We start from the raw sequence: 18998 nt of genomic DNA, 5'->3' as shown, positions 1-18998 counted from the left end.
GGATTTACAATTAAAAAAGATCTGCCAAGACCTAATAAAAGGTTACACAATACACATCTCAAAACTCTTAAAGATCTCGGCAGATTATAATATTCATTATACTATAGGTTTCATTGCGGTCATTGAAGCTCTTAATCTAGCGCCTATAATTTCGATAGGGTGATTTCTTAATGCTGCATTTATAGCTATTAATTTAGCATTATCCACCCCATTACTTTTTCCTTCATCATATGCTTTACCTATTACATTAGTATCTATTGTTTTCATAAAATCTGCAAGTAATGGCTTACATGCGTGATCAAATAAATAACAACCATATTCTGCTGTGTCAGAAATCACACGATTCATTTCAAATAATTTTTTACGAGCAATAGTATTTGCAATTAAAGGCGTTTCATGCAAAGACTCATAATATGCTGATTCTTCTATAATTCCAGAATCTGTCATTGCTTCAAAAGCTAATTCTACACCTGCTCTTACCATTGCAACCATTAATACTCCATTATCATAAAACTCTTGTTCAGAAATTTCAACATTACCTGCAGGAGTTTTTTCGAATGCGGTCTCTCCTGTTGCAGCTCTCCAGGACAATAGATTTTTATCATCATTAGCCCAATCGTCCATCATTGTTTTTGAAAAATGTCCTGAAATAATATCATCCATATGTTTCTGAAATAATGGACGCATACTATCTTTTAATTCTTCAGAAAGTTCAAAAGCTTTAATCTTGGATGGGTTAGATAATCTATCCATCATATTGGTAATTCCGCCGTATTTTAATCCTTCAGTAATGGTTTCCCAACCGTACTGAATTAATTTTGAAGCATACCCTGCATCTATTCCTTTTTCTATCATTTTATCAAAACATAAAATAGATCCTGTTTGCAACAACCCACATAAAATGGTTTGCTCTCCCATAAGATCCGATTTTACCTCTGCTACAAACGAAGATTCTAATACCCCTGCTCTATCTCCACCTGTTCCTACAGCATAAGCTTTTGCTTGTTCAAAACCATGTCCTTGTGGATCATTTTCTGGGTGTACTGCTATTAATGTCGGTACTCCAAATCCTCTTTTATATTCTTCTCTTACTTCTGATCCAGGGCATTTTGGTGCTACCATTATTACTGTAAGATCTTCTCTTATTTGCATTCCTTCTTCTACAATATTAAAACCATGAGAATAGGACAATGTAGCTCCTTTTTTCATTAAAGGCATTACTGCATTTACTACCTGTGTATGTTGTTTATCTGGTGTTAAATTAATTACCAAATCTGCTTTTGGAATCAATTCTTCGTAAGTCCCTACTGTAAACCCATTATCGGATGCATTTATAAAAGACTGTCTTTTTTCTTGAATAGCTGCTTTACGAAGCGCATACGAGATATCTAAACCAGAATCTCTCATATTCAATCCTTGGTTTAAACCCTGTGCTCCACACCCAACGATAACGATTTTTTTTCCTTTTAATGCTTCTATTCCATCTGAAAATTCTTCAGAATTCATGAATCTGCATTTTCCTAATTGCGTTAATTGATCTCTTAATGATAGCGTATTAAAGTAATTTGCCATTTCCTTCTTAATTTGTTGTGATTTCTGTTAAGAAATTTGATTAAATTTTAATTTTCAGTTATTTTATATTATGATGTATCCCCAAACAAGTTTGGGGTCGGGCTATGCGCTATATCTTTTATCTTGTGGATCCCTTCGAGAACCTCAGGGATCCACAAAATAAAAGGATGTCGCTACTATCCCTTACACAGTTTCTACTGCAAAATTTTCTAATATTTTAGAAATATGCATTTTATCTTTTGTTATTGCAATTCTACCTGATCGAACAAACTGCATTAAACCATAAGGCTCCAGTTCATTATACAAAGCTTCTACATCGTTACGTCGCCCTGTTTTTTCTAAAACAAAAAACTCTGGAGTTACTGTGACTATGTTCGCATTGCTACTTTTAATTACGTTTTGAATTTGACGGTCTTCAAAAAGTAGTTTTGAAGCTACTTTAAACAAAGCCGTCTCTTGATAAATTGTTTCGTCATCGGTATGGTAAAAAGCTTTGATAACTTCAATTTGTTTTTCGATCTGTCCAATAATTTTCTTTACCTGCTCTTCGGTAATTTGCACCACTATTATAAACCGAAATACATCTTTAATTTCAGATACCGAAGCTGTAAAACTTTCTAAGTTTATATGTCTTCTTAAAAATATTGCTGAAATCCTATTTAACAGTCCTATATTGTTTTCGGTATATATAGATATGGTGTAATTTTCTTTTTTCATTATTACTATTTTATGTCGTTGTATCTTCTCTAAGCCTAAACTAGAATAAACAAAGGACTATTATTCTAATCTTATATCTGAAACAGAGGCTCCTGTAGGAACCATTGGGAATATATTATTTTCTTTTTCTACACATACTTCTAAAAAATAAGAGTCTTTACAAGCTATCATTTCTTTAATACTTTCTTGTAAATCTTCTCTTCTGGTTACTCTTTTGGATTGAATATGATATCCTTCAGCTATTTTTACAAAATCAGGGTTCACCATTTCTGTAGACGCATATCGTTTATCAAAAAATAATTGTTGCCATTGGCGCACCATCCCTAAAAATTCATTATTTAAAACAACTATTTTTACAGGTACTTTTGTTTGATAAATGGTGCCTAGTTCTTGTATCGTCATCTGATAACCCCCATCACCTATTATAGCTACCACCTCTCTATCTGGAGCTCCCATTTTAGCACCGATCGCTGCTGGCAAAGCAAATCCCATAGTACCTAATCCTCCAGAAGTAATATTACTTTTGGTTTTTGTAAATTCGGCATAACGACATGCTATCATTTGGTGTTGTCCTACGTCAGATACTATAACTGCATCTCCTTTAGTTTCTTCATTGATCCTTCTAAGTACTTCTCCCATAGACAAACCTTCCTCGTTAGGATATAATTCGTCTTTTATAACTTTATCATATTCGATAGTATCATAATTTCTAAATTCTTGTAACCAAGATTCATGCGTATTGGGTTTTACCATAGGTAGTATTTGTGCTAATGTATTTTTTACATTGCCCATAACCGCTACATCTGCTTTTACATTTTTATTTACCTCTGCTGGATCAATTTCAAAATGTATAACTTTTGCTTGTTTAGCATACCTTTCTAAATCACCAGTGACTCTATCATCAAAACGCATCCCAATTGCCAACAATACATCACATTCGTTTGTTAGTTTGTTTGGCCCATAATTACCATGCATACCCACCATACCTACATTTAATGTATGCGCTGTTGGTAGTGCTGAGAGTCCTAAAATAGTCCAGGCAGAAGGTATCCCTGTTTTTTCAATAAATTTTTTGAGCTCTTCTTCTGCTTCTCCTAAAATAATACCTTGTCCAAATATTACCATTGGTTTCTTAGCATTATTGATAAGTTTAGCTGCTGCTTCCAAACTATGCAGATCTGTTTGGGGAACTGGTATATAACTACGTACTCCTTTACATTTTTCGTACGCAAAATCCAACTCCCCAAACTGAGCATCTTTTGTAATATCGATTAAAACAGGTCCTGGTCTACCAGAACGAGCAATATAAAAAGCCTTTGCTAATACCGCAGGGATATCTTCTGCTTTGGTAATTTGATGATTCCATTTGGTAATAGGTGTAGAAATACCTATAATGTCTGTTTCCTGAAACGCATCAGACCCTAACAAATGAGAGCCTACCTGTCCTGTAATACATACCATTGGGGTAGAATCTATCTGTGCATCTGCAATACCTGTTACAAAATTTGTTGCCCCTGGTCCAGAAGTTGCTATTGCTACTCCCACTTTACCACTGGTTCTTGCATATCCTTGTGCAGCATGTGTAGCTCCTTGTTCATGTCGAGTTAAAACATGATGCAGTTGCTCTTGATATTTGTATAGCTCATCATACACAGGCATAATCGCCCCACCTGGATACCCATAAATTAAATCTACTCCTTCTGCCAATAAACATCTAATGACTGCTTCTGCACCTTTCATTCTCTCTGTTGACACTTTTGTTTCTTTTTTTATTGTTTGTGTTTGTGTTTCCATACACTATTATTTTAGAGGCTAGACTTTTAGAAACTATAGTCCAGGCTTTTTTTAGGTTCTGATTTACATCAGAATGATAATTTATTGTTTACCTGCATCAAATATTATTTTTTGACTTCAGCCTTCGCCGTAATACCAATTCATTTAAAACCAACATTTTGTGCAAGAGTACTTTTAGAACTCATCTGTTACACATCCTCGGGATGCAGAGGATACTGTTTTTGCATATTTGTATAATACTCCTTTATTAAACTTTAAGGCTGGTTGCTCCCATGCTGCTCTTCTTTTCTTTATTTCTTCCTCCTCAATAGCTACTGTAATAGTATTTGTTTCTGCATCAATAGTAATAATATCGCCATCTTTTACTAATGCGATCAAGCCACCATCTTGTGCTTCAGGAGTAATATGCCCTACTACAAATCCATGTGTTCCTCCAGAAAATCGTCCATCTGTAATCAAAGCGACATCTTTTCCTAAACCAGCTCCCATTATTGCTGCGGTTGGTTTTAACATTTCTGGCATACCAGGGCCGCCTTTTGGTCCTTCATATCGAATAACTACAACATCTCCTTTTTCTACCTTACCCTCTCTTATACCATCATTAGCATTGTACTCTCCTTCAAACACTTTTGCTTTTCCTTCAAATCGTAACCCTTCTTTACCTGTTATTTTTGCTACGCAACCATCTTGTGCTAAGTTTCCAAATAGTATTCTAAGATGTCCTGTTTGCTTTATTGGATTTTCTATAGGTTTGATTACCTCTTGACCTTCTTTAAGATCTGGAACATCCAATAAATTTTCAGCTATTGTCTTTCCGGTTACGGTTAAACAGTCTCCATGAAGTAGTCCTTTCTTTAAAAGATATTTTAATACCGCAGGAATTCCTCCTACTTCGTGTACATCTTCCATTAAGTATTTTCCACTTGGCTTTAAATCTGCCAAAAATGGAGTTTCGTCACTTATTCTTTGAAAATCGGCTAAAGTAAACTCTACATCTGCTGCTCTGGCTATTGCCAAAAAGTGTAAAACTGCATTTGTAGAACCACCAAGAATAGTAACCAATCGTATGGCGTTTTCTAATGACTTTTTAGTTACTATATCTTTTGGTTTTATATCTTTTTCTAGCAGTAGTCGCATTGCTCGTCCTGCAGCTATACTTTCTTGTTCTTTATCTTTACTTATCGCTGGGTTTGAAGAGTTATATGGCAAAGCCATCCCTAAAGCTTCGATTGCTGAAGCCATCGTATTTGCGGTATACATTCCACCACATGCTCCTGCTCCGGGACAAGCTTTTTCTATCACATTTTTATATTCTGTTTGGGATATTGTTCCTGCTACTTTTTCTCCCCAGGCTTCAAAAGCCGAAACCACATCTAGTTTTTTACCTTCATGGCATCCAGAGGCTATAGTTCCCCCGTATACCAAAATCGATGGGCGGTTTAACCGAAGCATTGCCATTAATGCTCCTGGCATATTTTTATCGCATCCAACTACAGTTACCATACCATCATAAGACATTGCTTGCACTACCGTCTCCATAGAATCTGCAATTACATCTCTGGATGGTAATGAAAATCGCATACCTGGTGTTCCCATAGATATACCATCGCTTACCCCAATAGTATTAAATATTAGTCCAACTACGTCTTCTTGCAGAGTTCCTTTTTTGACCAGCTTTGCGAGGTCGTTAAGGTGCATATTGCATGGATTTCCTTCATAACCAGTACTTGCTATACCAACCAATGGTTTATTAAAATCCTCGTCGGTTAAACCAATAGCATGAAGCATTGCCTGTGCGGCTGGTTGTGTATCATCTTGTGTGACTTGTTTACTATATTTATTAATGCTCATTTTTTTTAAATATCAGTTTTATGAATTATTTTAAATTTTAACTTTTTCAATACCATATATCTATCGAACTAAGCAAATCATAATGTAAAATTATTTCGTTGCATCTAAATCTTTAGATTTTATTCAATACCCTTACAATATCCAACACTACCTTCACTTATATTAATTACTGATTTACAGTATTTTATATTTTAATATTTACAATCACTATTTGTTATTTTTTTTTAAGTATTTAGATATACTCCAAAAAAAAATCCCTTCATAAAATGAAGGGAGCTCTATTTATTTTAGCATACAACATCCCTTCATACTTGCGAAATAATCACAATAATGATAATGACATTGATAATTATATTATTAAACACTCTCATTTTAATCTATATTCTTTTTTTAAGTTCTATTCTTTAAACAGACTGTTTATTCAAACAAAAAAATCCCTTTACTTGAGTAAAGGGATTTTTATATATGATTAATATCTATAAAGGTCCCTTATCAAGGTATAATAATTACCTCAATATTAATGACCACAATGATATTTATGTTTCTGTTATTCATTTTCTGAATTCAAATATAGTTTATTTTTTCGAAAGAGCTAACTTTAAAAAAATCATTTTATAAATACTTCTTTTAAGATCTCTTATCTATTTCATGAAAAAAATATCACTAAACCACAAAAAGTTTATTTTTTATGCAATAAATCACTAATCCAACTCTGGTTTTAACTTCTAGTTTTTTAAATACCGCTTCCCGATAATTTTCTATTGTTTTTGGGCTTAAATGCATCTCTTCTGCAATATCCTTATACGTAAGTTCTGAACAGGCATATTTTAAAAAAATTCTTTCCTTATCTGTTAATTTTTCATGAAGATTTATAGTTTCAGCAAGATCTTCTGAATTACGCAAGGCACTTTCTATTTTTCCTGAATAATAAAATCCTTGCTCGATCACCATTTTCATTGCAAACTCAAAATTCTCGGGATGTATATCTTTTAAAAGATATCCTTTAGCTCCTGATCTTAACATTCTAATAATGGTTTCTTCATCATCCTCCATCGTTAAAGCTAATGCTTTTTGATCTGGTTTGTTTTTCTTAAGCCATTGCATGGTTTGCACCCCATCCATTACTGGCATCTTAACATCTAATAGTATAAGATCTGGCGTTCTCCTTTTATGCTTAAAATACTGTGTAAGCTCCTTACCGTTTTTTAAAATTGCCAAAACCTCATATTTCTCCAGTTTTGATATTAAACTCTCTAACGATTGTGCAAACAGAAGATGATCGTCAACAATAACTATAGTCTTCTTTTTCATAAGTTTTATACGTTTTTATACTTTGATACGGTAGGAATATCTTTTGTACTACAAATGTATAAAATCAATTTTTATTGTATATAGGATAAGACAAAATAAGTAAAACTCCTTTATTTCGAGAAGATGTATACTCTAAATCTGCGTTGACCAAGGATGCGCGGCTTTTCATATTTAACAAACCAGAATTTGCCTGTACAGATTTCATATCAAAACCAACCCCATCATCCTGTATGGTAATATGTAATTTTTCTGGACTAAAATCTAAAGTTACATCTAGTTTTGACGCCTCTGCATGTTTAATAGTATTAGAAAAGAACTCCTGAATGATACGATATAATATAATTTCGTCTTTAGGATTAATATACACTTCCTCGCCTGTTACGGTTAAAGAAGGCGTTAAAAAATTTAGTTTTTCAAAACGTTTTAGTTCTACCTGTATAGATTTTTCTAATCCAACATTCTGGATTACTTCGTGGTTTAGGGTTTTAGACAAGCTACGAATCTCCTGCAAGCTATCTCCTACTAATTTTCGAACATCTTGTAAGGACTCTGCTGTTTTATCCTCTATAGAGGTACTCATAATATTAATTTGCATTACTGCGGTAGACAGCAATTGCCCTATATTATCATGTAGCTCCCAACTTACATTTTTAAGTGCTTGTTCTTGTATTTCTATACGAGATCTAAAAATCTCATCTTCATAACGTTGTTCTGCTTTATGTTTATCTAAAAGGAGCTTATTTTTTCTACGTTGAAAAGCAATAAAAAATATAATCCCGAATATTATAAAAAATAGAATAATAACGGTAAAATAAATGATTAATAAGATTTGTTCTTTCGCAAGCATACAATAAAGCCAATAGTATAGCAAGAATACATAAAAATATTTGCTGTAGTAAGTATAATTCTATAAATCTGAACAAATTCAGGGCTTTTCTCGTTATTATAATACTCTCCATATATAAAAACAGGATTAACTATAATATGAAACACCAAGGCTCCTACTGAAACATAAAATGTTATGGTTTTATAAAAATCTAAGATTTGTTCACTTTGAAGTATCTGATAATAATAATAAATAATAAATAAGATCAATAGTAACGTCCCCAATATTAAATTATAAATCATTGGAGTTTCAAAAAAATTTCCCGAAAGAACTAAATTTAACAATGAAGTTATCACATATCCTATTAGTATATATACTCCAATTTTTTTAATCTTATAAGAATCAATAAAATTTATAAAGAACAATAAATAAAAAGAGAAATTGATTAAGTCAAATGCATTATAAGCCCATTGATTATTTGAAAAAATAGTTTCTTTCAAAAAGGAAAATTGTTCTGTATAATAAATAAGTGTTGGCAACCAACCAAACACAATATCAACAAAAGCAGAAAACCAAAGAAAACAAACAAAGTATCGAGAAAAATTATCTTCTCGACACTTTGTTATATATATAGTTCCTACAATCGCAGCTACGATTTCAAAAAAATTAATAACTATTAAAAACATATTAGTACCCAATTGGTGGATGACCTGTTCCTCCTCTATTATAAGGCTCAATACTATAATTATTTGGAGAACCTCCTCCTCCTTTACCTAGTTCCCCTGCTGGGGCACCTGTAGGCGCTAAAAATACAGTTGCGTATCCTTTGTTCATTTTACATTTTTCTTTAGGGTATGCTCCAAAATAGATGCGAATCCCAGGATTACAGATCCCTTGCTTTTTAGATTGTTTTTTTACATATTTAAGATATTGCTGTAACTCCTCTACACTCCAATGAAACTCTCGGGTATCTTCAAAACCTACACATTTATCAATTTCTGGTGTTCTGGTACAGCACCAAGCATGCTGAAGCTCTTTTGCTTCCTCTGGTGTGATACATTTTTCTGGTCTCTTTTTCTTTCTTTTTGGTAATTCTTTTCCCATGACTGTAAATTATTTTACGTTAACTGAGGCTAATATATCCAAAAAACAAGTTGCAAAGCAAATACACCTACCCTTTGTATCCAAAACTTATCTATCCCAAAAACAGCTTAACAACACAAAAACAACTACTTAGAAGATTCTAAAGAATATTTAAAAAAATACAAGTAGGGGATTTTCCCCCTGTTGCTCTAAGGGGGATTCTCCCCCTTGTTTTTGGTCTGTATGTATTATAAACGTTATCTAAGCATTTGCTTTACTTAAAAAAAGCTTAACAACTTTATTTTGGATCCCAGTATGCACTGGGATGACAAGGATAACATGCGAACATCACATTATAGATACCAGTATGCACTGGGATGACAAAAAAATATCATTATAAAAACATAAAAACACAAAACTAGTTTGTCGCAATACGCAGTATCGTGTTATGGATTCCAGCCTTTAGTTTATCCTGAGTCAAGTCGAAGGGCTGGGATGACAGGGGTAACATTCAAACGCAACACCATGCATTCCAATTATTCATTATTCTTAGCAGAATCGAAGAACTATGTTTGCTATTACATTTCGACAAGCTCAATGTGACAAATTAATTGCATTTCGATAAGCTCCATGTGACATACGAACATCATATTATGGATCCCAGTATGCACTGGGATGACAAGGGGAATATCTTAAATCAAAAGCTTACTAAAACAAAATTAAGCTTCTCTCCCATTCTTTTTTGTGCAATTTGGTTAATCGCATTTTCTGTTACTTGTAAAACTCTGGGGTATCCACCTGTAGTTTGGCAATCTCGCATTAAAACAATTAAATTACCTGATGGAGTTAACTGTACCGTACCCGGCAAAACTGGAGAAGTTATTATGGAAAAAATACTATTTTTTAACTTTTCTTCTAACTGAATTGCCATTCGATTTATGCTATTAGAAATTGTAAAAACAGAATCCATCAAAACTCTTTTCTGTTCTATTGACAACAACTCAAATTCAGGCCCTGGATAGACTTCTACAACCTTTGTTGTTTCTGTAAAAAAAGAACTCGAAATACCAGAGAAATTTCCCTTAAAATATTCTTGTTTTTCATATGCTATTTCATCTCCAATTGATAGCTTTTTTTTAGCAGTAATCCCCCCATAATAAGACCTACTACCTAACACTATTAATGACCTAAATCCATCTTTAATTCCTATATATCCATACACTTTATTCTTACAAAAATTAATAACCAAAATATCATTTTTACCCACCTTAGTTTGATGATACATTTTTATTTTTTCACCATTTAAAAAAGCATCTACAGGTGCGCCTGTCAAAACAATACTTGTAGCTTCATAAAATTGTAAAACAGGAGGTTGAAAAGTCCATTCTATACACGCACAATTTTTATCGTTTCCTAAAAGTAAATTTGCAAACCTTAATGACTCTAAATCCATTGCACCGCTTTTTGGAACTCCATATTTTGAAAACCCAAAACGACCTTCATCTTGCACCGTAGTAAAAACACCTGGCTTTATTATTTTAACCAATCCCATCATAAAATTACAGATTCTGGAAGATAAACCCCGTTAGAAACCAATAACCTTATATCGTTATATTTTTTTTCTTTTATCGATATAAATTGAACACTATCCCCAGGAGAAATAAAACAGCATGGATCTGATTTTGGGTCAAAAAAATCCAACGGACACACACCTATAACATGCCATCCACCAGGGCTATCTATTGGATAGACACCAGTTTGTTTTCCGCCGATAGCAACCGATCCTTTTTTAACCTGTAATGAAGGTGTACTTTTTCTAGCAAGATGTAGTGGATCTACCAAACCACCTAAGTACAAAAACCCAGGTAAAAAACCAATAAAATAAACTTTATACAAAGGAGCAGTATGCATCATAATCACCTCATCGATTCTTAGCGATTTTTGGCTAGCAAAATTTTCTAAATCCGAAGCTAAAGAAGGAGAGTAGCAAACAGGTATTTTCCACAGTCGATTTTTTACCTTCAAATTTTTAAACCCCGAAAAACATAGTGATTTCAGTTCCAAAACAGCACTATAGAAATCCTCTATAGCTACATTATAATAAACTAATAACGAGTTATATGCAGATATTACCTCAATAATTAGTTTATCATAAAAAATCTCTATCCTTTTTTTGTAAAAAAGAAGGTTTTGCAATGTTCTTTCATCTATTTCTGAAGACCATTGAATTAAAATTGCCTTTTCTGAATACCTTATATATTGTAATTTATCGATCATCTTTTTATAATTCACAACAAATTCAACAATGAAAACTCCTTATGCAAATACTGTAAAATCTGAACAGCTTTTGGATTATCTCCATGCACACATATGGTATCGAAACCAACAGGAACTTCTACTCCATTTTTAGTTTTCACTTTTCCTTTAGACACCATTCTGAGCACATGATCAAAAATTTCCTTTGCATCTGTTAAGACTGCATTTTTTTCAGAACGAGAAACCAGCGATACATCTTCATTATAATTGCGATCTGCAAAAACTTCGTGCCTCACCCTAAAATCACCTTGTGCAAGATACGATAATTTAGATTCTTTTTGCGTAATAATACATAATCTTTTATCGATATTTTTGATAGATTCTAAAATTGCAGAAGCTACTTCTTCATTTTTAAAAGCTTCATTATACAAAGCTCCATGAGGCTTTATATGATGTAAATACACTCCTGCTTTTTCTGCATAAGATTTTACTAGCCCAATCTGATCGGTTACTATGTCTACCAAGTTTTGATACGGCATATCCATCTTTATTCTACCCAAATTTTTGCGATCCGGATAAGAAGGATGTGCTCCTATTTTCACATTATTCTTTATTGCCAGTTCGATCGTTTTTCGTATCACTTCACCGTTACCTGCATGCTCTCCACAAGCTATATTACACCAAGTAATAAAAGGCATTATTTCTGCATCAAAACCTGCTTCTTCTCCCACATCTGCATTAAAAATCATTGTATTCATTTCCTACAAAATATATTTTTTACACTTACAAATTTATGATCACTTTCCACACCCCTCTAAAACCTAAAAAACAAGTAATCACCAATATGAAAATCCCTATCAGATTTTGTTTCCAGGTATTGGTATATTTACCTAGTATTTTTTGTTGATTCATAACCCATAAAAGGAAGGCTGCTATGATGGGTAAAAGAAGTCCATTTGCAACTTGAGCAAACTGAATAATCACTATAGATTTTATCCCTAATGAAGAAAATAAAACTCCTAAAAAAAGGATAAACATCCACACTGCTCTAAAGGATTTACTCTTAAGATTTGACTGCCATCCCAAACAACCTTTTACAACATAAGCTGCTCCAAGAGGAGCTGTAATTGCCGATGTAATTCCTGCTGAAAACAGCCCTACAGATAACACATATTTTGCCATAGAACCAAAAACAGGCTCTAATCCTTTTGCCAAATCGGCTGCATTATTTATTTCTGTTTCTTGTATTGCTGCTCCGGTTATTATGATTGCCATAGAGACCAATCCTCCTAATATTATGGCAACTATGGTATCCTTTTTTGCTTCGGGTAAATCCTCTGTAGATTTCCATTTTTCACTAACTATGGATGCATGCAGAAATAGATTATACGGCACTACTGTAGTACCTATTAAACCTACAATAGTAAGTATATTATCTGTCGAAAAATCAGGAACAAAACCTCTAAAAAGAAGAGAAAGATCTGGTTTGGTCACTATTGCAATTACAATAAATGCTGCACTCATTAATAAAACCAATACTATTAAACTACGCTCCAGCACCTTATAATTACCTATATACAATAACACAAAAGCTATTATACCAATAGCTATGCTAAAATAATTGATCGAAATGCTTTGTTCGTTATCTCCTGAAGATTCTAAAAGTGTCGATAACCCTAATGCTCCTCCGCTTATATTACCTGCCTCATAAGCTGCATTACCTATAAAAATTGCGGATAAGATTAAAGCAATCAGTATCCCTCTTACAATTTTATTATCGAACTGTGATTTTAACACTTCGCTTAGTCCTTTTTGAGTAACCACTCCTAATCTTGCTGCCATTTCTTGCAAAACCACGCAGGCAATAATAGATAATACTAAAGCCCATAGTAATGAAAACCCAAATTGTACTCCTGCCAAAGTACATACGGTTACTGTTCCTGGACCTATAAAAGCTGCTGTTACCCAAGTACCTGGTCCTATATTAAAAAATTTTTTCATTTACTCTGCATTAGTATCTAAAGCATAAATAGCAAATGATCCAAGCCAATGCCCTCCTTCATAACTATCGGCTACCAGATTTGGTAAGGAATAATTAACATGTGCATTTGCTACTGAAAAAAGATGTGCATAGTCTTCATATTGCTTTGCAAGCCCGTATAAAACCCAAGCTCTGCTAAAATTAAGCCCATCTAAATGCACTAATTTTCCGTCGGTACGATCCGATACCTCTCCGACAGAAATAGTAAAATCTTTATTTTTAAGTTGTGGCATAAAGTTGGTAATCCAAATATCAAACTGGTATTTATCTAATATTCTTCGCATTAAATCGATTTCTTCTAAACAAGGAGATAAAAAATCATAACCACCAGGCTCCCAACTAATCGGACAACCTTTATCTTTTATATAAAAATCTTTTGCTCTGTTTTCTATAAGCGCTTTCAGTTTTTGATTCTCTGTAGTATGTGCATAATCCCATGCAAAAGATAATCCAAATGCTGTATTTGGGTGCTCTCCTACTCGAACTGGGTATTTTAACTTTGGTAAAAAATCAATATACCTTTGTACTATAATATCTGTTAATGGCTGTAAGTTTTGTTCTAACTCTCTTGCCAGAGGATCTTGCCAAGTATGCAACTCTTCTGCCAATTTAAGTAACCACGCCCAGCCATATGTTCTTTCATAAGATTTGTTATGCTTTCCTTGAAAATAAGAAACCTCTTCTTCTATATTTTTTGCGGATATATTTTGAAGCAATTTAGTTCTGGCTTCTTCTCTTTTTTCAAGGTTTGGAAACTCTTTTAGAAGTTTTACTAAAGACCAGTGCCCGTGCACTGAAGAATGCCAATCAAAACAACCATAAAACGCCGGATGCAAACTATGGGGTTCTCCTATATTTTCTTTTCCTCCTAATGTCTGTCCTAATTTGTTAGGATATTCTATTTGCAAGCAAGCTAATGGCAAATCTGCAAGAGTATTTGCTTGTTTTAAGGTGAGTTGCAAAGGAGCTTCTATTGGATTTTCTTGTACTGCTTCAGTGTTTACTTCTTCTAACTGTTGATTTTGTGTTTTTACTTCTTTATTACAACCTAAAAGAACGATCCCTATCATCAAAAATAGTATTCGGTTCATAATCAATATTTAAAGTTTTGAAAAAAATGATTTCTCTAAAAATATTGATTTCACAATGTAGACCACTAAAATTGTTAATAAGAACGGGGAATAGTTTATAAATTTTAAGTAAATACTAAAGTATACTGTTAAAACACTGAAAACATATCACCCTAACCACCCATCACGATCCAGGCTTCTGTATTGTATGGCTTCAGAAATATGATCTCCTTTTATAGATTCAGCACCTTCTAAATCTGCTATAGTTCTGGACACTTTTAGAATACGATCATAGGCCCTTGCAGAAAGGTTTAGTCTTTCCATTGCCGTTTTAAGTAGTTCTTTTGAACTGTTTTCTAATGCACAATATTCTCGTATTTGTTTTACTCCCATTTGTGCATTATAGTGTATGTTTTTTAGAGCTTCAAAACGTTTGGTTTGGATATCTCTGGCAAAAGTTACCCGTTTTCTTATTTCTACGCTTGATTCTCCTCTTCTCTCTTCGCTAAGCTTATCAAATGGTACTGGTGTAACCTCTATATGAATATCGATTCGATCTAATAGTGGCCCAGATATTTTACTAAGATAGCGCTGCATTTCTGCGGGTGAAGATGTAACAGGGGCACTAGGATCATTAAAATAGCCTCCAGGACTTGGGTTCATGCTGGCTACCAACATAAAACTAGATGGATAGGTTACTGTAAACTTAGCTCTGGATATGGTTACTTCTCTATCTTCAAGAGGTTGCCGCATTACTTCTAAAACTTCTCGTTTAAATTCTGGTAATTCGTCTAAAAATAAAACTCCATTGTGAGATAACGATATTTCACCTGGTTGCGGGTAACTTCCTCCTCCTACTAATGCTACATTAGATATGGTATGATGCGGACTCCTGAATGGACGCTGCGCCATTAATCCAACGTTATTTTTAACACGTCCTACAACACTATGTATTTTTGTAGTCTCTAAAGCTTCTTGTAATGACATTGGAGGCAAAATACTAGGTAATCTTTTACTCAGCATTGTTTTGCCGCTTCCTGGCGGACCTACCAATATAATATTATGTCCTCCTGCAGCGGCAATTTCCATACATCGTTTTATACTTTCTTGTCCTTTTACATCTGCAAAATCAAATTCGGGATTATCTAATGCGGTATAAAACTCTTCTCTTGTGTTTACTATAGTTTGCTCCAATGTTCCTTTTTCATCAAAAAAATCAATTACTTCTTTAATGTTATCTACTCCATACACCTCTAAATTATCTACAATCGCAGCTTCTTTAGCGTTTTGATTAGGTAATATAAAGCCCTTAAATCCCTCTTCGCGAGCTTTAATAGCGATAGGAAGCGCTCCTCTTATTGGTTGTAAGGTACCATCCAGAGATAATTCTCCCATTATTAAGTATTCTGAAATAGCAGTTCCTTTAATTTGAGAACTTGCAGCAAGAATCCCCAAGGCTAGTGTGAGATCATAGGCAGAACCTTCTTTTCTTAAATCTGCAGGTGCCATATTGATAGTTATTTTCTTTCCTGGTAATTTATACCCGTTGTTTTGTAAGGCTGCAGCAATACGATAACTACTCTCTTTTATTGCATTGTCTGGCAAACCTACTAAATGATACCCTATTCCCTTATCAATATTAACTTCTACAGTTATTGAAGTTGCTTCCACTCCAAAAACAGCACTACCAAATACTTTTGTAAGCATATTTTATATTTAACATAAATACAAACATAAGCATAAGAAGTTTTAAAAAATGAAACTTATTTTTTGTATGGAAAGGAAATTAAAATAAAAAAAACATCCACTAGATAGCCTTATCATAAGAAAAGTATATCGAGTGGATATTTTTTACACTTTGTTATAATCAATACTCTCGGAGAATTAAACTCCATAATGTAGATTAAAACAATACTTATAAAAGTAGGGCTGTCACTTCATTAAATATATTACATATGAAATCATAACAAAGCTTACACCCTACTTATATTATGTATAAATTACATAACAAACAATTATAGTACTACTTCTTTTTCAGAAAGAAACAGTTTTTCATTTAAAAATTTTAATGCTGGTATTTTATCTTTGGTATCTACCAGAATTGATATATTATTATTACTTCCTCCATAAGAAACCATTCGTACCGGAATGAAATTTAATATCTCAAAAAGTCTGTATGAATTTTTATCATTAATTACAGATTCTCCTACTATACATATTATACTGTGATCCTGATCTACAGTTACCTCTCCATAAGTCTCTATCTCTCTTACTATTTCGTCTAAGTAATTAGTATCGTCTATAGTTAGTGATATCGCAATTTCTGAAGTTGTGATCATATCAATAGAAGTATGGTACTTATCAAAAACTTCAAAGATCCTTCTTAGATAACCATGTGTCATTAACATTCGATTAGATTTTATCTTAATCGCTGTAATATTATCCTTTGCTGAAATTGCTTTTAATCCTTTTTGGTATGTTTTATTTGAAATTATGGTTCCTGTAGCGTCTGGATCAAAAGTATTTTTTAAAAATACAGGAATATCTTTATCTACTAAAGGCGAAACTGTTTGTGGGTGAAGGATTTTGGCTCCGAAATAAGCTAATTCTGCTGCTTCATTATAAGTAAGATGGGAAATAGGATGTGTATTGTCTACATATCTTGGATCATTATTGTGTAACCCATCTATATCTGTCCAAATTTGCACTTCTGATGCATTTATAGATGCTGCAATAATGGTAGCGGTATAATCACTTCCTCCTCTCTTTAGATGGCTAATCTGCTCTTTTTCATCTCTACAAACAAAACCTTGTGTGATATACAAAGATGATTCTGGGTTATTTTTTAAAGTTTCATTTAACTTTTCACCAACCCTATCCAGATTTGGATTATCCACAGAATCCACATACATAAAATCCTTAGCATCTAACAGTATATTAGAAACCCCTATAGAGTTAAGAAACCCAGAAAATATATAAGTTAGTAATGTTTCTCCGTACGTAATTATTCTAGAATTTATGACATCTGAATATTCTTGACTAGTTATCTCAAACATTTCTGTTATCATAGAAGACAAACCATCCTTAAGCCTATTCTTTATCTCTTCATTAGTGATTAATACATCTATCACATCAGTGTGTTTACTTTCTAAACGATGTAAATTTCTGGTTATAGCATCTGTGTCATTAAATTTTATATTCTCCACTAATCTAACCAACTGATCTGTAACACCAGACATAGCAGAACAAACTACAATTTTATCTTCTTGATCTGCTACTAAAATATCTTTTACTCTATTTAGGTTTTCTACAGATCCAACAGAGGTTCCTCCAAACTTTAAAATTTTCATCAATCTACCTTTTTACTATTTTTAATATTGCATAATTAGTTAATAACATACATATAATAAATTTTTTAAAATAAAAAGCATAGATTTGCACAGCATGTTAAATATATAACAATGAAAACAATTACAGATTGTGTGCATAATATTTTGAGGCACCAACCTTTTCTTGAGGATGCTCTATCTAGAGATATTATAAACTTTAGTTCTTTGGCTGTTGATTTATTACCAACTGTAGAGAAAATAATGAAAAAACCTGTTAAAGCAGGTTCTATCGTTATGGCATTAAGACGTTACCATCCCAAACGAATTAAACATATTGATAATTTAAGGGATTTAGGAGATATCGTAGTAAGATCCGGTATAACAGAATATACTTTCTTAAATTCTAATAGTATTTTAACGAGCCAGAGTAATCTTTTAGAGAATGTGAAAAACGAAACTAAAGCATATTTTACGTATTCCAGCAATTTTCAGGAAAGTAATATTTTGGTAACTTCATCGCTTAAAAACATAGTTGAACAACATTTTAAAAAAGAAACATGTATTTCTGTAGCTGATAACTTATCCTCTATTTCTATAGGTTTACCTGAGGATAACACTAAAGCTATTGGTTTATATTTTTATATTTTCAAATTATTAGCTTACGAAGGTATTCCTGTTTTTGAAGTTATTTCTACTTCCAATTATTTTACTTTATTTTTAGAAAAAGAATATGTTAATAAAGCTTTTTTATTAATGAATGAAATAAAAGAAAACTAACGTATTTAAACCTACTATAATGCCGTTTATCCTTTAAATTTATAAGTAAGTTTAAAGGATAAACCTGAATTATGCAATAGGGTTTAAATTATTGCTATTCCTATTGATTATTACTAGCTTTAGGTTATATTTTAAATTTCACCCATATGGTTAACCTTCCTATTGAGTATTCAGATAAGCAAGTCACTCCTTTTGGCGGTATGAGTTTGATGAAAAGATTTATAGATCAAACAGGGATTCGGGAGTATATGTCTGAATTAGATTTACCTGAACCCGGTTCTAATCGTGGCTATTCACCGGAGCATATTATAGAATCTTTTTGGTTAGGTATTTGGACAGGAGCTTCTCGTTATATTCATTGTGATTGGTTG

The 18998-nt window shown here is 33.0% G+C and carries 16 protein-coding genes and 1 pseudogene; 2 read left to right on the top strand and 15 right to left on the bottom strand.

Going from position 1 to position 18998, the window contains the following annotated elements:
- Nucleotides 1–96: 96 nt before the first annotated feature.
- The 15 genes from ilvC to H527_RS0120580 form a co-directional block, all read right to left on the bottom strand.
- Nucleotides 97–1572, bottom strand: a complete 1476-nt coding sequence (gene ilvC, locus H527_RS0120655; RefSeq protein WP_027414395.1) for a ketol-acid reductoisomerase — start codon at nt 1570–1572, stop codon at nt 97–99.
- A 183-nt stretch (nt 1573–1755) separates the two neighbouring features.
- Nucleotides 1756–2289, bottom strand: coding sequence for an acetolactate synthase small subunit (gene ilvN, locus H527_RS0120650; protein WP_027414394.1), 534 nt, complete (start codon nt 2287–2289; stop codon nt 1756–1758).
- Between the two features lie 60 nt (nt 2290–2349).
- Nucleotides 2350–4083 (bottom strand): biosynthetic-type acetolactate synthase large subunit, encoded by a 1734-nt coding sequence (gene ilvB / locus H527_RS0120645; RefSeq protein WP_027414393.1) that lies wholly within the window; start codon nt 4081–4083, stop codon nt 2350–2352.
- A gap of 174 nt (nt 4084–4257) precedes the next feature.
- Entirely contained in the window at nt 4258–5934 is a 1677-nt protein-coding gene (ilvD, locus tag H527_RS0120640) for a dihydroxy-acid dehydratase (RefSeq protein WP_027414392.1), read from the bottom strand.
- A 663-nt stretch (nt 5935–6597) separates the two neighbouring features.
- Nucleotides 6598–7245, bottom strand: coding sequence for a response regulator transcription factor (locus H527_RS0120635; protein ID WP_035089407.1), 648 nt, complete (start codon nt 7243–7245; stop codon nt 6598–6600).
- Between the two features lie 64 nt (nt 7246–7309).
- Entirely contained in the window at nt 7310–8092 is a 783-nt protein-coding gene (locus H527_RS0120630; protein ID WP_027414390.1) for a sensor histidine kinase, read from the bottom strand.
- Complete coding sequence (locus H527_RS0120625; protein WP_155837977.1) at nt 8065–8808, bottom strand: hypothetical protein; 744 nt, start codon at nt 8806–8808, stop codon at nt 8065–8067. Before H527_RS0120625 ends, H527_RS0120630 begins: the two co-directional genes overlap by 28 nt.
- A complete protein-coding gene (locus H527_RS22875) occupies nt 8759–9175 on the bottom strand; it encodes a hypothetical protein (RefSeq protein ID WP_051316895.1) in 417 nt (138 codons plus the stop codon). The genes H527_RS0120625 and H527_RS22875 overlap by 50 nt, the downstream gene beginning before the upstream one ends.
- A gap of 676 nt (nt 9176–9851) precedes the next feature.
- On the bottom strand, nt 9852–10709 hold the full coding sequence (locus H527_RS0120610) for a 5-oxoprolinase subunit C family protein (RefSeq protein ID WP_027414388.1): 858 nt from the start codon (nt 10707–10709) through the stop codon (nt 9852–9854).
- Nucleotides 10706–11431, bottom strand: coding sequence for a 5-oxoprolinase subunit PxpB (gene pxpB / locus H527_RS0120605; RefSeq protein WP_027414387.1), 726 nt, complete (start codon nt 11429–11431; stop codon nt 10706–10708). The genes H527_RS0120610 and pxpB overlap by 4 nt, the downstream gene beginning before the upstream one ends.
- Nucleotides 11432–11442: 11 nt before the next feature.
- The gene (gene pxpA / locus H527_RS0120600) at nt 11443–12168 is read right to left on the bottom strand and encodes a 5-oxoprolinase subunit PxpA (protein WP_027414386.1); all 726 of its coding nucleotides are present in this window, start codon (nt 12166–12168) and stop codon (nt 11443–11445) included.
- 25 nt (nt 12169–12193) lie between these two features.
- Nucleotides 12194–13411 carry an Nramp family divalent metal transporter gene (locus tag H527_RS0120595; protein WP_027414385.1) on the bottom strand — a complete coding sequence of 406 codons (1218 nt, stop codon included), beginning with the start codon at nt 13409–13411 and terminating at the stop codon, nt 12194–12196.
- Complete coding sequence (locus H527_RS0120590) at nt 13412–14542, bottom strand: DUF2891 domain-containing protein (RefSeq protein ID WP_027414384.1); 1131 nt, start codon at nt 14540–14542, stop codon at nt 13412–13414.
- A gap of 147 nt (nt 14543–14689) precedes the next feature.
- Nucleotides 14690–16228: a YifB family Mg chelatase-like AAA ATPase gene (locus H527_RS0120585; protein WP_027414383.1), complete on the bottom strand. Its 1539-nt coding sequence runs from the start codon at nt 16226–16228 to the stop codon at nt 14690–14692.
- A gap of 308 nt (nt 16229–16536) precedes the next feature.
- Complete coding sequence (locus H527_RS0120580; RefSeq protein WP_027414382.1) at nt 16537–17871, bottom strand: aspartate kinase; 1335 nt, start codon at nt 17869–17871, stop codon at nt 16537–16539.
- Nucleotides 17872–17982: 111 nt separating this feature from the next.
- Between H527_RS0120580 and H527_RS0120575 the strand changes: the two genes are divergently transcribed.
- Both H527_RS0120575 and H527_RS22870 read left to right on the top strand, forming a co-directional pair.
- A complete protein-coding gene (locus H527_RS0120575; RefSeq protein WP_027414381.1) occupies nt 17983–18627 on the top strand; it encodes a hypothetical protein in 645 nt (214 codons plus the stop codon).
- Nucleotides 18628–18773: 146 nt separating this feature from the next.
- Nucleotides 18774–18998: pseudogene (locus H527_RS22870) on the top strand (hypothetical protein); the annotation flags it as partial.

Source organism: Aquimarina muelleri DSM 19832, from assembly GCF_000430665.1.
GTDB lineage: Bacteria > Bacteroidota > Bacteroidia > Flavobacteriales > Flavobacteriaceae > Aquimarina > Aquimarina muelleri.
The sequence above is the reverse complement of the archived record's forward strand: the minus strand, read 5'-3'. Positions and strand labels throughout refer to the sequence as shown.

Excerpts from the sequence above, each read along its gene's own strand:
- ilvD (WP_027414392.1), bottom strand. The coding sequence starts at position 5,934 with ATGAGCATTAATAAATATAGTAAACAAGTCACACAAGATGATACACAA.
- H527_RS0120595 (WP_027414385.1), bottom strand. The coding sequence starts at position 13,411 with ATGAAAAAATTTTTTAATATAGGACCAGGTACTTGGGTAACAGCAGCT.
- ilvC (WP_027414395.1), bottom strand. The coding sequence starts at position 1,572 with ATGGCAAATTACTTTAATACGCTATCATTAAGAGATCAATTAACGCAA.
- pxpA (WP_027414386.1), bottom strand. The coding sequence starts at position 12,168 with ATGAATACAATGATTTTTAATGCAGATGTGGGAGAAGAAGCAGGTTTT.
- H527_RS0120630 (WP_027414390.1), bottom strand. The coding sequence starts at position 8,092 with ATGCTTGCGAAAGAACAAATCTTATTAATCATTTATTTTACCGTTATT.
- H527_RS0120585 (WP_027414383.1), bottom strand. The coding sequence starts at position 16,228 with ATGCTTACAAAAGTATTTGGTAGTGCTGTTTTTGGAGTGGAAGCAACT.
- H527_RS0120575 (WP_027414381.1), top strand. The coding sequence starts at position 17,983 with ATGAAAACAATTACAGATTGTGTGCATAATATTTTGAGGCACCAACCT.
- ilvB (WP_027414393.1), bottom strand. The coding sequence starts at position 4,083 with ATGGAAACACAAACACAAACAATAAAAAAAGAAACAAAAGTGTCAACA.
- ilvN (WP_027414394.1), bottom strand. The coding sequence starts at position 2,289 with ATGAAAAAAGAAAATTACACCATATCTATATATACCGAAAACAATATA.
- H527_RS0120590 (WP_027414384.1), bottom strand. The coding sequence starts at position 14,542 with ATGAACCGAATACTATTTTTGATGATAGGGATCGTTCTTTTAGGTTGT.
- H527_RS0120635 (WP_035089407.1), bottom strand. The coding sequence starts at position 7,245 with ATGAAAAAGAAGACTATAGTTATTGTTGACGATCATCTTCTGTTTGCA.
- pxpB (WP_027414387.1), bottom strand. The coding sequence starts at position 11,431 with ATGATCGATAAATTACAATATATAAGGTATTCAGAAAAGGCAATTTTA.
- H527_RS0120610 (WP_027414388.1), bottom strand. The coding sequence starts at position 10,709 with ATGATGGGATTGGTTAAAATAATAAAGCCAGGTGTTTTTACTACGGTG.
- H527_RS0120580 (WP_027414382.1), bottom strand. The coding sequence starts at position 17,871 with ATGAAAATTTTAAAGTTTGGAGGAACCTCTGTTGGATCTGTAGAAAAC.
- H527_RS22875 (WP_051316895.1), bottom strand. The coding sequence starts at position 9,175 with ATGGGAAAAGAATTACCAAAAAGAAAGAAAAAGAGACCAGAAAAATGT.